The organism is Rickettsia endosymbiont of Cardiosporidium cionae, from assembly GCF_015476335.1.
In the GTDB taxonomy this organism is placed as follows: domain Bacteria; phylum Pseudomonadota; class Alphaproteobacteria; order Rickettsiales; family Rickettsiaceae; genus JADHZC01.
Genome location: NZ_JADAQY010000005.1, coordinates 1 through 15,826 on the forward strand (window position 1 = coordinate 1; position 15,826 = coordinate 15,826).

The following is a 15,826-nucleotide window of genomic DNA, read 5'->3' on the forward strand; positions in this document are numbered from 1 at the left end:
GAAGCCCCCTTCTTTAAATATCAGATAGTGAAATCCTAAAATTAACGATGTGGTAATTATAGCTACTATAACTGATGGTTCAGTTTCAGGTAAATATACTCTAAACAACATTATAAAAGCAAATCCTACTCCCATCGATGTTAATATAACTGACTTATCTGTCCTGAATCCGAATATTGTTAGTAATAATACTGGGACTACTATACCTGTATAAAAACTTGCAAATTTTTTAACAATATCTAATAAACTAGTTTCGATTAAAGCAATCCTTAATGCTATTAATCCAATTAAAAATGAAAAGGATTTTGCAACAAACAATTGGTATTTAGGATTTTTACTAGGCCATAAATCATTAGCAAAAGTTACTGCTGCTGTATTAATCCAAGAGTCAGCTGTAGACATTGACATTGCTATCACTCCTACTATTAATATTCCTGCTATTCCGGAGAAAATTGAATACTTCTTCACTATAACAGTTACCAAATTATTGGCATCTAAATTAGTATCAATCATAAAAAGTGCAATAGGAATAATAGATGTTAATGCCAGGGCTACCAGTAATACTATCACTGAAAGTATCACTGCTTGCCTAATTTTGGTTAAATCGCTTGCCATGAGTATCCTATGGGCTGTAGGTGGGTTTATAAGGTTTGCAACTAGAAAAAAACATGATAAATTTACTGTTTGCCAAAATGAAACATCTTGTGTATCAAACATTTCTTTAAAATTAAACTGTTTGTGTTTAGTTAATTTTAGTATTTTAGCTTCAGAAACATCAGCAGCGTACAAAATAATCAGACCTATAATAATAATAGCAATACTAAATGTAAGAAATTGTATAATATCTGTATATACGACAGCTTTTATTCCTCCTATAGTAGAATATATTGTAACCAATAATGCTGAAAATACTATAGACATATCCGGGCTGATAGTAGTAAAATACTCAAATATCTTACCAAACGCTTTAAATTGTACGGCTATCATCCCAACTGCATTAATAATAATAGCAAGCGAGATAGTGTATCTAATGCCAACACCATATATTCTACTCATAGCCTCAGCTATTGATATGTTGCCTAGAAAATCTTGCATCCTTGGCACTATGAAAAATGCTAATATTATTAATGCTAGATAAATACTAGAAGTTCTAACTATATCGTATAAACCACTAGTATATTTATTTGATAATCCTATAAAAAAACCACTTCCACTCATATAGGTAGCGACAATAGTAGCAACTAGCGCTCCTGTAGAGAAATTTCTATTACCAAGAGCAAAGAATTTAAATGTCTTCACTGTGAAGATATTCTTTAGTCCTGTCCAGCAGATTATACCGATAAATGCTATTATTATTAATTTATCTGCAAACTCTAATGAGATTTTAACCGATTCCACTATATTATTTCCCTTTTATTAGTAACTTCACCCAGTAAATTATCTATCGTTTTAATATCCATTACAACAATAGTTTTAATTACTACAAAATATTTGTTTCAAATTAATTGTAAAAAAGTAACAATAAAAAATTAATAAGTGTAGAACCTCATAACACTAAGCAAATAAGCAGTAATATGAAGTACTGAAATAAAATTAGGATACACCTAAATTTAATAATAGACTTGAAAGCAGAAAATTTAAATAAGTTACACATCAAATTATTAAAACACTTAATCAACTAATTCTTAATAGTTTAAAATCTGATATTACTCAAGATCAATTTCTAGGTTCAAATCAAAAAAAATATATTCTGATACAGATCAATATGATATAAGTAAAAATTAATAATAGACCAAAATTATATATTTGACTTGACTTTTACCAATGTTATGAAGTACTTACTTGTATTAGTATGTATGAATGTTATTGGGGCTTATCAGTAAATTCATACAGGTTTTATTAAATATTCAATATTTTGATTTATTCAAAATAGAACTGTAATATTTATGATATAGATTGTATTGTATATATAATAAATTGTAAACTTAACCACATATTACCGATAAAATTTATGACAGGATATGTACCTATTGTAGTAGAACAAACATCTAAAGGTGATAGATCATACGATATTTATTCTAGGCTATTAAAGGAAAGAATAGTTTTTGTATGCGGTTCAATTGAAGACCATATGGCTAACTCAGTAGTAGCACAGCTTCTGTTTTTAGAAGCAGAAGACCCAAATAAGGAAATATATATGTACATTAATTCCCCTGGAGGTGTAGTAACTTCAGGTCTCGCTATATATGATACGATGCAATATGTTAAACCTAAAATTGCTACTTTATGCATAGGGCAAGCATGTTCTATGGGTGCTACGTTATTACTTGCAGGGGATCAAAATATGAGATTTGCACTCCCAAACAGTAGAGTCATGATACATCAGCCGTTAGGAGGTTATCAAGGGCAAGCAACTGACATAGCAATACATGCTGAAGAAACTTTAAAGATAAAAGATCTGATTACTCAAATCTACTCAAAACATACCGGGAAAGATACCTCCGAAATAAAGATGCGTATTGAAAGAGATTGTTTTATGTCTCCAGAGCAAGCTAAAGAATTCGGAATTATAGATCAGATAATGTCAAGTAGAGATTTATTTGTAGTATCAAGTTAAATATTAAAGATTTTTTTTGTTGAGTATAGATTAATTTGATTCATTTAAAAGTTAAAAGTTTGTGTTTTTTATTAATTTTATTTGCACTATTAGGCATTTATATTTAGCTTGCAATCACTATGTAATGCAATTACTATTAAACTTAGTGGGTTATTATTTAGTAATGAATAATCCAAACATATTAGTAAATAGGATATGAATAGAAAACCTTCACAAACTACTTTGAGCTGTTCTTTTTGTGAAAAAAATCAGTATGAAGTAAAAAAATTAATAGCAGGCCCTGGGGTTTTCATCTGCAATGAGTGCATTGAGGTGTGCCTCGATATCATGGATGAAAATTCAGATGCTCCAAGGCAAGAATTAATTAATACACTATCTCCCATTGAACTGTCTAATTTACTAGATAAATATATAGTAGAACAAGAAGCTACAAAAAAAACTTTGTCAGTTGCAGTGTACAACCACTATAAACGTTTAGACTATATCAGTAATAATCCTAATAGTGATGTTGAGTTAAATAAATCTAATATCTTACTAATAGGTTCAACTGGTTCAGGTAAAACATTCTTTGCTCAAACATTAGCTAAAATACTTAGAGTACCTTTTACTATAGCAGATGCTACTTCTTTAACTGAGGCAGGATATGTTGGTGAAGATGTTGAAAACATATTATTAAGATTATTGCAGTCAGCTAATTTTAATCTTGAACTAGCCCAACAAGGCATAATATATATAGATGAAATAGATAAAATTGCTAGAAAATCAGAGAATATGTCAATTACAAGGGATGTTTCTGGAGAAGGTGTACAACAAGCATTACTAAAAATTATTGAAGGAACTGTAGCGTACGTGCCTCCTCAAGGAGGAAGAAAACACCCACAACAAGAATGTATTCCTGTTGATACTTCTAATATATTATTTATATGTGGAGGGGCATTCTTAGGGATTGAAGAAATTATAGCTAAACGTAAAAGCAACTCGTCTATAGGGTTTTCAGCAAATCTTGTATCCAATACTGACCCTCATTATAATGCTCTATTAGAAGATTTATCAGTTGAAGATCTAATAAAATTTGGTATGATCCCTGAGTTTATAGGACGTTTACCAGTGATTTCAAGGTTAATGGAACTCGATAAAAATGCTTTGGTGGATATCTTAACTAAGCCTAAAAATGCTATAGTAAAACAATATCAGAAATTATTTGAATTGAATAATGTTAAATTAGTATTTACCCATGAAGCTATTGAGTCCGTAGCTAACAAGGCATTACTAAGAAAAACCGGTGCTAGAGGTTTGAGAGCAATTATTGAATCTTTATTGCTTGATACTATGTATAATATTTCAGATATTGAAGGTAAACAAGTAGTAATCGGAAAAGATGTAATCGAAAATAATGCACAACCGGCTATAAATTCAATTCCTAAAAAAACTGAATCTAGGATAAAGAGTGTTTAACATTTATATTTAATATTAATACTTGTTGTAACTGAACCTTATTTTGTTTTGTGTCTAACACTGAAGAATTACTATTGTTTAGTATTACTGAGTTTATTGTGACTTAATAAAAAATTGCAATAGTTTTATCTGATGTTTGTATTTTCTAATTTATGTTTCAGATATTATTTATAAAAGATGTATAAAATAAAGTTTCACCATATATTATCTGTCATTGAAAGATATGATATTTTATTACTAGATATCTGGGGAGTAATATTTGAAGATAGCAGCGTATATCATGAAGTAATTGAATTTGTAAACCATATAATAAAACAAAAACAAGTATTTTTTATATCTAATGCTCCTAGAATAAAGTCTGCAATAATCTCGGTACTACATAATGTAGGTTTAACAGGAATAAGAGATAGCATGGTAATTACTTCTGGTGAGATAGCACGAAAAAAAATATTGGATATTAAGCAATCCAAAAATATTAAAAACATTAGAATTTATCATTTAGGCAATAATTTACATACAGATTTATTAAATAATATTGATTATACAGCATCTAACAAATTGAGCGATACAGATATTTTATTACTTACATTATCAAAAAACAGCAATGACAATCTTACAGAATTTGATAATTTACTAAAAGAGGCAGCCTTGATGCCTAATATAGTTAATATTTGTGCTAATCCAGATATTGTATCACCTCATCCTGATAGAATAAATTACTGCTCTGGGTATTTTGCAAATATATTAGAACAGCACGGAGGAAAAGTAATTTATACGGGTAAACCTAAACAAGATATATATCTTGAAATACTAAATAATATTCAAAACATAGAACCACAGAAAATTTTAATGATAGGTGATACGTTAGAAACAGACATATTAGGAGCGATGGGATCCAAAATAGATTCTGCAATTGTGATGACTGGAAATATAGAAAAAATACATAAGTCATATAAATCTTTTGAAGAAAAATTGCAGGCAATAAACTCTCATATAGATAAAATTGGTATCTACCCGAACTTTATTACAAAATTAGGACTGCATTCCTAAAAAAAATGTTACAAGAATTTATAATAGATAATTATAAAAATTTTCTAGAAATAACAAAAAATATTGCTATCTCTATTACTAATAATACCGTTATCACGTTTGATGGAGAATTAGGCTCTGGCAAAACATCTTTTTGTCGTGAAATCATAAACCATCTGAGTAAAGATCCAGTACATGTTACCAGCCCCAGTTTTAATATCATTCAAATATACAAACTGCAACAATTTGATATTTATCACTTAGACTTATATAGGTTAAATTCCATTAATGAATTATATGAGATTGGTATAGAAAATATGATCTATACCAATAATGTCCTATTTATAGAATGGCCACAGATAATCAGAAATTTTCTTCCAGAAACTAATAGAATTGAGATAAAAATTCAAATACTTGGATTAAATAAAAGAAAATATATAATTCAAAAAATTTACTGATAATAAATAAAGGTAAATAATTTTTATTATATGTCAGTTTTTTTTACTAAAGCAAGTGACTTTGTAATAAATATTTCTAAATTGCCATCTAAAACTGAATTAGCGTTTGATGTTTCATAATTAGTTCTTAAATCCTTTACCATTTGATATGGCTGCAGTATATATGACCTAATTTGGTTTCCCCAAGATATTTCACCTTTTTCTTTATGTTTTTTGATAGAATCTTCATTCATCTTTTTTTGTTCTATATCAAATAATCTAGATCTCAAAATTTTCATAGCTTCAAGTTTATTTCTGTGCTGAGACCTTTGATTTTGACACTGTACAACTATATTAGACGGAAGGTAAGTAATACGCACTGCTGAATCAGTAGTGTTTACATGTTGGCCACCTGCACCTGAAGAACGATAGGTATCTATCCGTAAATCTTTCTCATCTATATTAATCTTAATATCTTGATCAATCTCCGGATATGCCCAAAAACTTGCAAAGCTCGTCATGCGTTTACCAACAGCATTAAACGGAGAAATACGTACCAATCTATGTACCCCTGTTTCTGTTTTAAACCATCCATATGACATATCACCTACAATCTTTATACAACAAGACTTAATGCCAGCATCTTCACCTTTTACTATATTAAGTATTTCAGATTTGAATCCTTTTTTCTCAGCGAATCTTAAATACATTCTCATCATCATCATAGCCCAGTCGTGGCTTTCTGTTCCACCAGCGCCGGCATTAATCTCTATAAAACAATTATTATGATCATTTATATCATAAAACAGAGAATTCATTTTAAGCATTTCTGCTACCGAATCAAGCTTGCTCATATCAGATACTAAATTATCCATTTCTGCATCATCAATCCCATAATCATCTTCAATAATCTGATATAACTCAACATTATCTTTTAACTGGTTATCAATTTTTTTAAATGAACCAATATTTTTTTCTATAAATATTTTTTCTTTCAGCAAATTACTAGAAGATTTACGGTCTAGCCATAAATCTTCATCGTTTAATTTAGAGTTAATTTCTGATAATCTATTGTAAGATCTCTCTATCTCAAAGAGACCTCTTGATAATATTCAAAGAAGCTTCAATTTTATTTTTTAATATCTCAAAATCCTTTTTCATAACACATGATTATTTTCTGTTTATTATATTAATCTATATAGAAGATAACATCATATCTAAAATATATCTAGTATATGATGTTACCTTAAACTAAAAATTCCTAATTTGCGCTAGCAGAAACATATCTAACTTGGGCATCTGATATACTATGATTGGCTAGCATAGTAGCAAACATAACATCAATTGCTGCTCGATTATCACGTATATTTTCCATTTCTTGTACTGGATTCGATTTTAAATATCCATTTGCAGTATCATTTGTTATATGAACATTTTCAGATAAAATATTTCTATTAGCAGCCAGGTTGGCATTTTCATTACCTACATCTGCCTGAAACTCAAGTACAGTGTTTATAGTATTCGTTAATATTTCTTTTGCCTCTTGCATCTTTACATCAGTTGAAAAATCAAATGCTGTTACAGGTGTAGGAGCAGGTGTAGGAGCAGGAGGAGTAGTCCCAGGAGCAGCAGGAGCAGTAGGTGGTAAAAATATTGAATTCTTAACATCTAAAAGTGTAAATGTATGCTTACTACTGAGCCCTGTAGAGTAATTAATAGTACTACCAAAAATTACTGTATCCTTGAATTTGGTATTATCAATAAGAGCATTAATAGTTGATATCGAATTATTAGCAGCTTTTTCAAAAATTTCTTTACTTACATTATCAGTTGTATTTTCTGCTGCTGTTAATATATTCTTTGACTCCTGTAATAGAATAAGTATTTGTTTAACAGAAGAATCAGCTTGATCTAGCAGATTTTGTGGTAATATCAGTTGATTACTCTGCTCTTGTAATGTTCCAGCATTAATAGCCAAAGCTTTTCCTGTAAACTGGTTACTAGGGGTAGCATCTGTCTTCATTCCACCAGTCGCATTGGTTGTAGATGTTTTATTTCGTTTTAGTACCACATCTATACTGTTAATCAATTGATTCTTCATAGGAGTACTTACTACAGATTCCATAATATACCTCATAATAAATTAATTCTTAAATAGAAAGATATTTATAATAAATATCTTTCTATTGTACTAATGTTAGCTAATTGAATATTAGTTAACAATTAATGCTAATTTAATGATAGCAAGAATCTTAATTTAACACTAATTAATTAATTAATTAGTAGCTTATTAATTATTATATATTGTTTTAAAGAAACAATTAAACAATATACTTCTCAAGTAAATAAATAGAAATATATTTTAAACTGTACTGTAAACAGATTGGTTGAGATACGATCACAAAAATTAGATCTATTAAAGAAATCTCAATGCCAATAACCAAAGGCTAGTTCCACAACCAATCTGGAATATTATAAGATATAAAATTACTTAATATTTCAGTGAAATCAGATACGGTAGATTCTACTTCTACAACAACCACTGCATTATTAATGATTGACCTTACTGCTTTGTCTTCTACAAGATTATGTTTATAATGCTCTAATATCTATACCTAGTATATGATGTAATCCTAAACTAAAAATTCCTAATAAACTGCACTAGCAGAAATATACCTAACTTGGGCATCTGATATACCATGATTGGCTAGCATAGTAGCAAACATAACATCAATTGCTGCTCGATTATCACGTATATTTTCCATTTCTTGTACTGGATTCGATTTTAAATATCCATTTGCAGTATCATTTGTTATATGAACATTTTCAGATAAAATATTTCTATTAGCAGCTAGGTTGTTATTTTCATTACCTATATCTGCCTGAAACCCAAGTACAGTGTTTATAGTATTCTTTAATATTTCTTTTGCATCTTGAATTTTGGCATCAGTTGAAAAATCAATTGCTGTTAAAGGACGAGGAGTTCTACCGCTTGTTGGTAAGAATATTGAATTCTTAATATTTAAAAGTGTAAATGTATGCTTACTACTTAGCCCTGTAGAGTAATTAATAGTGCTACCAAAAATTACTGTATCCTTGAATTTAGTATTATCAATAAGATCATTAATAGTTGATATCGAATTATCAACAGCTTTTTTAAAAATTGCTCTATCTGTAACGTCAGTTGAATTTTCTGCTGCTGTTACTATATTCTTTGACTCCTGTAATATAGAAAGTATTTGTCCAATAGAAGAAGTAGCTTTATCTATCAAATTTTGCGGTAGTATCAGTTGATTACTCTGCTCTCGTAATGTTCCAGCATTAATAGATAAAGCTTTTCCTGTAAATTGGTTGGTAGGAGTAGCATCTGTTTTCACTCCACTAACTATATTGGATGTAGATATTTTATTTTGCTTTAGTACTACATCTATATTGTTAATCACTTGATCCTTCATAGGAGTACTTACTACAGATTCCATAATATACCTCATAATAAATTAATTCTTAAATAAAAAGATATTAATAATAAACACCTTTTTGATGTACTAATATTACTTAACTAATATAGTTAACAATTAAGTACTAATTTAATTATAACAAAAATCTTAATTTAATACTAATTAATTTTTCATGCGTTACTTTAAAGACACAATTTAATAATTAAACAATTAATTAATTAACCAATATATTATAAATATTCAATATAATGTTCAACTCAATAAATAGAAATATATTTTAAACTGCACTGTAAGCAGATTGGTTGAGGTACGATCACAAAAATGAGATTTATTTAAGAAGTTTCAATACCAATAACCAAAGGCTAATCCAACAACTAATCTGGAATGTTATAAGATATTAAAATTACTTAGTATTTCAGTGAGATCAGATACGGTAGATTCTACTTCTACAACAACTATTGCATTATTAATGATTGACCTCACTGCCTTGTCTTCTACAAGATTATGTTTTAAAGACTGCATAGCAGCTCCATTATGTTTATAATGCTCTAATACCTGCTTTTCCATTCCAGGGAATTTCTTGACCTCTTCTAGTAAAGCATTAGAAATATCAGATTTTTCTAACAACATATTGTTCACTTTCAGATATTCTGAAAGCATTAAAGCTATTCTGACCCTACGATAAGCTAATTTCATATACTCTTTATTTGGTTCTTCTTCAGACAGATTTTCTAATTTTTCAATTGAATTTTGAGCAATGTTTTGTGCAACAAATATACTATTAACATCTTTAGCTTGCTTGGTAGTATAAAATATTGATTCCAATCTTTTCTTATTATTTTCTATATCAGTTTGTCTTTGTTTGGTAATTTTTAGTAACTCATTCTGTAAAATTGAGTTTGGAACTAAAAACTTTAATTCTTCATCTAACTTATTAAAAAGATCGACTTTCATTACTAAATAGGATACATCTTGAGCTACTGTCTCCATATTTTTCACAAGTAATTTTCTAAAATTTTCTAAATTATCATATCCCAATTTTTGTACAAACTCATTATCTAGATTAGGTATATTAGCTTTATATAATTTTAATACTTCAACTTCATGACGTACAAATTTCCCAGCTAATTCTGCTACGGGATGGTCCTCAGCAATTTGTAGTTTTAGATCAATTTTATTACCTGCCTTAAGATTCAATAAAGCATTGTCAAACTCTTCAGGAAAACTGTTATCTCCAATAACAATCTCTTGTTCTTTTAATACGGCAGATTCAATTAAAACACCATTATCAGACAAATAAGGAAAATCATTGACGATAATTTTATCAAATTTGCTTGAAGTATCTTCTGACAGTGTATATGTAGCATAGTAACGACTGATTAAATTCATCTGCTCCTGAATATCCTCATCATTGAATTTTACTAGATGTTTTTTTAATGTAATTTGCTTAAAATCAGGCATCAAAACCTCTGGTAATAATTCAAACTGAATTCTAAATTCCAGATCTTGGCCTTCATTATTAACTAAATCCAAAATCTCAGGAGATTTAGTAATTTGAATATTTCTTGCATCAACAATATCTTTAACGGCTTGCTGCACGGTATTATTAATCACATCTGCCCTTAGAGATGTAAGGTATCTCCTTTTTAATATTTCAATGGGCACTTTACCAGCTCTAAAGCCATCTATTTTAGATTTTTTTGCTAATTTACTCAATTCGATATCCAATTTTTTCTGTATTTCTGAACTGGGTATTACAACTTTTAAGTCTAGCTCTAATTCATGATTCTTTAATTCTAAGACATTCATATTTAAGTTACCACTCAAGGAATAAAATGAGGAGAAATCAATTGTACAATTACGAACGTGCGGATAGAGGGATTCGAACCCTCACGTCTCACGACACTAGAACCTAAATCTAGCATGTATACCAGTTTCATCACATCCGCTTAGGCAAGAGCAATTATATTTTAAACAAAATATTTTGTCCATATAATTAATGCCCTTCATAATAAAAGAATTCACATTTACTGTCAAAAATACTTAAATCATTCAATTTACTGTATGAATTTATTATTAATCAAGCTAGCGTAGGTAAAACTAAATAATAATCAATTTAGGTATAAAAATCAATTTTATATTAGTGCATAACTGCGTAGTAGTAGGGTATGATAAATGTTGTATTATACATACACGTGTAGATAGGTAGTGGTGGTACTATTTTTTGCTTTGAGGTATTACTATTATTTCTCCATCAAAGAATTCTAGATGTAAGATATCATATTTTATTGCCTCTAAGGCTGAAAAGATACGGGTTCCTTCAGGGGTCTTTAATAATGTAAATCCTCTACTTAGTAGCTTTCGTATATCAAAATTTTCTAATAACACTTCGGTTAATTTAATTTCATTTAGTGAATCATTTACTACCTTATCTACAGAATGTAGTATAAATTTTATATTTTGGTTAAATACAGCAACTTTATTATTGATTATATTTAATGGTATAGATGCTAAAAGATTAATATTTTTTAATACAAAAGATTGATTTTGAATAATATTTCTAACATAAGTGTAAACAATATCATTAATATGATCTATCATCTGTATATGATTCTCTATAATAGAAACTGGATATTTTGATAATACGATATATGAATCAATGATTTGTTGTTTATAATTCATGTTAAGTTTTACAGCACTATTGATAGAACCATATAATTCACGTATATTATCTTTTAAATTTTGAATTAAGGGTACAGCTAACTCTGCAGCTGCTGTAGGGGTAGGGGCTCTAAGATCTGCCACTAAATCTAATAAACTATGATCAGTTTCATGACCTATAGCTGATATAATAGGTATTTCAGAATGAAACGCAGCTCTAACTACTGATTCACTACTAAAAGATATCAAATCCTCTATTGTACCTCCTCCCCTTGCTATAATAATCAGATCTGGCCTATCTTGAATTTTATTAAAGCCATTAATAGCATTTGTGATATCTGATTCTGATGTATCCCCTTGAACTGCAATGTGCCACACTAATAAACATAGAGGACATCTTGCATTGATCCTATGTACTATATCCTTAATCACAGATCCTTTAATTGAAGTAATAATACCGATTTTCTTTGGTAAAAATGGTATTTTCTTTTTATGTATCTTATCGAACAATCCTTCTTTTTCTAGCCTTTTTTTTCGTTCTGCAATCAGCTTTATAAAATCTCCTATCCCTGCTAGTTGTACTGATTTTGCATATAACTGATATTTGGATTGACCCGAGTAAGATGAGATCTTACCGTATACTATTACTTCTAGGCCATCACTGAGCTCAAAACGTGTTTGAAGCAAATGACTTTTCCAAAAAATAACTGACAATATAGAAAGATTGTCTTTAAGATGAAAATAACAATGCCCAGATGAAGCAAAATGTATTCCAGAAATTTCTCCTTTCACTTGCACTTCAGAAAAATTATTCTCCAAAAGCCACTTGATTTGATTGGAAACTTCTGTTACAGACAAAGTCTTAACAGCATTATCTTCTGGTATATTTAACATTATTTTTTTATTGATTGTTTGTAGGAATAATACAATAGTTATAGAATATTCTACCTAATATGTATAATAACCCATGTAGACATGAATTTTTTTGTTCAATGCTATCGCCATAACACGGATATTTTATACTATACACTAAAGATTACAATATATTTGTATCTACTATTTACGGTAATAAATTTTGAAATAACTGCTGTAGCAACGTCTGATAATAATATAATAAAATTGCAAGATAAGAAATCATCTCTAAAAGCCGATGTTATTGAAATGAATAATAAACTCAACTCAATAGAGGCATCAGGTAATGTTACTATTAGATATAATGGATTCAATATCCATTGTGATAAAATTTCTTATGATATTACCAATGATATCTTAACTGCTAAAGGCAATATATCAATAAGCGACGCTTCAGAGAAAAAAATTCTCGGTTCACATGCAATATTTAAAAATAAACTAAAGAATGTAATAATCAAAGAATTTCAATTATATTTTGGAAACAACATATCATTGGATTCCAATACAGCTGTCATATCAGATACTGATAAAATACAGTTAACTGATAGTGTATTTACTGCATGTCATACTGATGGCAAATGCTCCCCCATATGGTCAATAGAAGCATCAAAAACCAATATAGATCTTCTAACTCATCAAATAACACATAAAAATATGTTTTTTAAATTATATAATATACCTATTTTATATATACCGTACCTAGTACATTATACACCTAATTCTCCTGCTAAATCCGGATTGTTAATACCTTATATTAAAAATGGATCATTTATATTACCTATATATTGGAGAGCAAAGAATAATTTAGACTTTACTCTAAACTTAGGTATAGCAAGAAAATCTCGTTCAATATCACTTGAGACTAGAAATCAATTAAAATTAGGAATCTACACAATATTATTAGATTACAGCCACATTAAGCATAAAAAATCAGAATCTTATCAAGATATTCAATATTATAAGGCTTTTGGGTACAAAAAAGATAACTATTATTTTAAGTTATCAGGAATTTTTCATAATCAGAATCATATATTCGGGTTAGATATTAATGCAACCTCAAGTAGACATTACCTTGAAAAATATCATAACATTAAAGATAAATACCTAGCATCCAAAATATATAGTGAAAGAATTTATAATCTAAATGATTTCTACAGTTTAAATTGTTATATATTTGATAACTTAAGAATAGATTATATGGAACAAAAAAAATCTCAAATTCTACCAGAGTTAATGTTATCAAAGATAATATATCTAAATAAAGAACATGATCTATATTTAAAATTAAATTACGCTAGTAGGTTTAACATAGATAAAATAAAAAATTTATTCCAATCCAACGCTGAATTAACACTAAATAAGCAATTCATAGCACAGCATGGTAGCATAATTGACTTATCCCTGAAATATAAAAATATAATGCAATATATTCATAATAAACAACAAAACACCCACAACAATAAAACTAATTTTAGTAATATACCTGAAGCAAACTTATCATGGAAATTACCACTGATAAAAATGATGAATTCATGTAATAAAAAAGATTCTCATGTTAAAATTGAACCCATGATATCTTTAATTATTAGTAATAAACTGTCTAAAAATCTTGATAATTTATCTGCTATAAATGAACAGATTTATGAACTAAATATAAACAACATCTTTAAAAGATACAGCAATTGTAGCATGTTAAATCAATTAAAATATGATACCCATTGCAATTTTGGAATAAATTTTGATACAAAATATAATAACATCCTCACTTCAGTGTTTCTAGGAGGGTCAAGTTATAAAAATAACAGATACATCACAAATTTTAATATTGTTATTAATAATATTAAATTATTAGATAATATTCAATTATACTATAATGCATTAATGGATAAAAAATTCATACCAATTAATAATGAAATAGGACTCATTATAACTAATAATAGGATATCATTATCTAGTATTTTAAGTAAAATTAACTTAGAAAAATACTCTATCCTACATCATGATATTAGTAAAAATCATAACAAAACATTGAAACAAGCATCGTGTAATATCAAATATCAATTATTCAAGAATTTAAAAATAGGGTTTAGAGCAAGAGCAGAGATTAATAATTTAAAGTTTAATATTTTTCAAAACACTATATTAGTGACATATCTAAACGATTGTGTTACCATGGATGTTGAGTTTTCTAGGAATTCAACCAGAATATTTAGAGATAATATAAAAAAAATTAGAGGCTTCTCTATTTCTCTTGGACTCAAGGCAATTAATATGTAAGATCACTTAGTAGTTTAATTAAATTAATATACAAATAAATGAGAATTGCGTTTTTCTACCTCGTTGTTGAATTATTACTTTCCTTGATGATGTTTGGCATTACTACATACGCAAAGCCAGAAGATTCTGAAATAGTCGCTGTAGTAGATGAGTATCCAGTCACTATGCATGAAATTAATACGACACAAAACTTCTTTTTGGTTATCAGTGGTATAGATACTCTAAGCAAAAAAGATGTATTAGAAAGTATTATAGATAATTTGATTATTATAAAATATGCAGAACAACAAGCAGGTATCACAATAAATAATGCAGATATTGAACACGCAATTAGTATAATGGAGCAACAGAATAAACTAAAACCTGGTACGATACAAAATATTATGAAAGACAGAAATATCGAAGAAAAGTTATTCCATAAAATAATTAAGGCAGATTTGATATTAAGTAAAATTATTTCTAGTCCTAACCTTTTTAGTACCAGTAGCTCTATAAATTTTTCACAAAAAGATATACACAAGATTCAGTCTGATAGCTCAAATTTTGATGTGAAATTTTGGAGTTTTATATCAAAAGATAATAGCAAAGATTCTATAAAAAAATTAACCTCACTACAAAAGACTATACAATCATGTGATAAAATAAATGAAAATTTATATAAACAAATAATTGATACAAATTATCATAACTGTAATTCCGATGTCCTAGATAAAATTACTAAAGTGATAATAAAAGATATTGAAATTGGTACAGCAAGTAGTATATTCAAAAATCAACATGGAAATTTTCAGCTGATATTTTTATGTGATAAAAAATTTTTTCCTGATCAGTCATCTGATTCTCAAGTTATATTGTCAAACATGTTAGAAAGACAACGTTCATCACAGTTTCAAAATTTTTTAACAAGGCTACGTGATAGTACTTATATAAAGATTTTAGTTGATTTATAAATCCCTCCACACTAACATGTTGAATCAAAA

Annotated in this window: 12 protein-coding genes and 1 tRNA gene; 6 read left to right on the plus strand and 7 right to left on the minus strand. The window is 28.3% G+C overall.

Going from position 1 to position 15,826, the window contains the following annotated elements:
* The coding region (locus IHI24_RS03025; protein WP_194966594.1) for a sodium:solute symporter family protein at positions 1-1,398 on the minus strand (1,398 nt) is incomplete at its 3' end.
* A gap of 613 nt (positions 1,399-2,011) precedes the next feature.
* Here IHI24_RS03025 and IHI24_RS03030 point away from each other — a divergent pair.
* The 4 genes from IHI24_RS03030 (at position 2,012) to tsaE (ending at position 5,559) form a co-directional block, all read left to right on the plus strand.
* Positions 2,012-2,617, plus strand: coding sequence for an ATP-dependent Clp protease proteolytic subunit (locus tag IHI24_RS03030; protein ID WP_194966595.1), 606 nt, complete (start codon positions 2,012-2,014; stop codon positions 2,615-2,617).
* Positions 2,618-2,812: 195 nt separating this feature from the next.
* Positions 2,813-4,072: an ATP-dependent Clp protease ATP-binding subunit ClpX gene (gene clpX / locus IHI24_RS03035; RefSeq protein ID WP_194966596.1), complete on the plus strand. Its 1,260-nt coding sequence runs from the start codon at positions 2,813-2,815 to the stop codon at positions 4,070-4,072.
* Between the two features lie 177 nt (positions 4,073-4,249).
* Entirely contained in the window at positions 4,250-5,122 is an 873-nt protein-coding gene (locus IHI24_RS03040; RefSeq protein ID WP_194966597.1) for a TIGR01459 family HAD-type hydrolase, read from the plus strand.
* Positions 5,123-5,127: 5 nt separating this feature from the next.
* Positions 5,128-5,559 (plus strand): tRNA (adenosine(37)-N6)-threonylcarbamoyltransferase complex ATPase subunit type 1 TsaE, encoded by a 432-nt coding sequence (gene tsaE, locus IHI24_RS03045; RefSeq protein WP_194966598.1) that lies wholly within the window; start codon positions 5,128-5,130, stop codon positions 5,557-5,559.
* A gap of 26 nt (positions 5,560-5,585) precedes the next feature.
* On the opposite strand, the gene prfB is transcribed toward tsaE, so the two are convergent.
* From prfB to xseA, 6 genes are all read right to left on the minus strand, one after another.
* Positions 5,586-6,699 (minus strand): peptide chain release factor 2 gene (gene prfB, locus IHI24_RS03050; RefSeq protein WP_228777148.1). Its coding sequence is split into 2 segments (ribosomal slippage): positions 5,586-6,629 and positions 6,631-6,699, totalling 1,113 coding nucleotides; the frame shifts between segments, so codons are not numbered across the junction.
* A 100-nt stretch (positions 6,700-6,799) separates the two neighbouring features.
* The gene (locus tag IHI24_RS03055; protein ID WP_194966599.1) at positions 6,800-7,663 is read right to left on the minus strand and encodes a hypothetical protein; all 864 of its coding nucleotides are present in this window, start codon (positions 7,661-7,663) and stop codon (positions 6,800-6,802) included.
* A gap of 523 nt (positions 7,664-8,186) precedes the next feature.
* Positions 8,187-9,017, minus strand: a complete 831-nt coding sequence (locus IHI24_RS03060; protein ID WP_194966600.1) for a hypothetical protein — start codon at positions 9,015-9,017, stop codon at positions 8,187-8,189.
* Positions 9,018-9,383: 366 nt separating this feature from the next.
* Complete coding sequence (gene tig / locus IHI24_RS03065) at positions 9,384-10,805, minus strand: trigger factor (protein WP_194966601.1); 1,422 nt, start codon at positions 10,803-10,805, stop codon at positions 9,384-9,386.
* 58 nt (positions 10,806-10,863) lie between these two features.
* Positions 10,864-10,945 (minus strand) — tRNA-Leu (locus IHI24_RS03070).
* A 268-nt stretch (positions 10,946-11,213) separates the two neighbouring features.
* Positions 11,214-12,551 (minus strand): exodeoxyribonuclease VII large subunit, encoded by a 1,338-nt coding sequence (xseA, locus tag IHI24_RS03075; protein WP_194966602.1) that lies wholly within the window; start codon positions 12,549-12,551, stop codon positions 11,214-11,216.
* Positions 12,552-12,632: 81 nt separating this feature from the next.
* Between xseA and IHI24_RS03080 the strand changes: the two genes are divergently transcribed.
* On the plus strand, positions 12,633-14,846 hold the full coding sequence (locus tag IHI24_RS03080) for an LPS-assembly protein LptD (RefSeq protein ID WP_194966603.1): 2,214 nt from the start codon (positions 12,633-12,635) through the stop codon (positions 14,844-14,846).
* Positions 14,847-14,884: 38 nt separating this feature from the next.
* Positions 14,885-15,796 carry a SurA N-terminal domain-containing protein gene (locus IHI24_RS03085; protein ID WP_194966604.1) on the plus strand — a complete coding sequence of 304 codons (912 nt, stop codon included), beginning with the start codon at positions 14,885-14,887 and terminating at the stop codon, positions 15,794-15,796.
* Positions 15,797-15,826 lie beyond the last annotated feature (30 nt).

Coding starts and splice junctions, on each gene's coding strand:
- IHI24_RS03055 (WP_194966599.1), bottom strand. CDS start 7,663: ATGGAATCTGTAGTAAGTACTCCTATGAAGAATCAATTGATTAACAGT.
- clpX (WP_194966596.1), top strand. CDS start 2,813: ATGAATAGAAAACCTTCACAAACTACTTTGAGCTGTTCTTTTTGTGAA.
- IHI24_RS03085 (WP_194966604.1), top strand. CDS start 14,885: ATGAGAATTGCGTTTTTCTACCTCGTTGTTGAATTATTACTTTCCTTG.
- IHI24_RS03040 (WP_194966597.1), top strand. CDS start 4,250: ATGTATAAAATAAAGTTTCACCATATATTATCTGTCATTGAAAGATAT.
- tsaE (WP_194966598.1), top strand. CDS start 5,128: ATGTTACAAGAATTTATAATAGATAATTATAAAAATTTTCTAGAAATA.
- xseA (WP_194966602.1), bottom strand. CDS start 12,551: ATGTTAAATATACCAGAAGATAATGCTGTTAAGACTTTGTCTGTAACA.
- IHI24_RS03030 (WP_194966595.1), top strand. CDS start 2,012: ATGACAGGATATGTACCTATTGTAGTAGAACAAACATCTAAAGGTGAT.
- tig (WP_194966601.1), bottom strand. CDS start 10,805: ATGAATGTCTTAGAATTAAAGAATCATGAATTAGAGCTAGACTTAAAA.
- IHI24_RS03060 (WP_194966600.1), bottom strand. CDS start 9,017: ATGGAATCTGTAGTAAGTACTCCTATGAAGGATCAAGTGATTAACAAT.
- IHI24_RS03080 (WP_194966603.1), top strand. CDS start 12,633: ATGAATTTTTTTGTTCAATGCTATCGCCATAACACGGATATTTTATAC.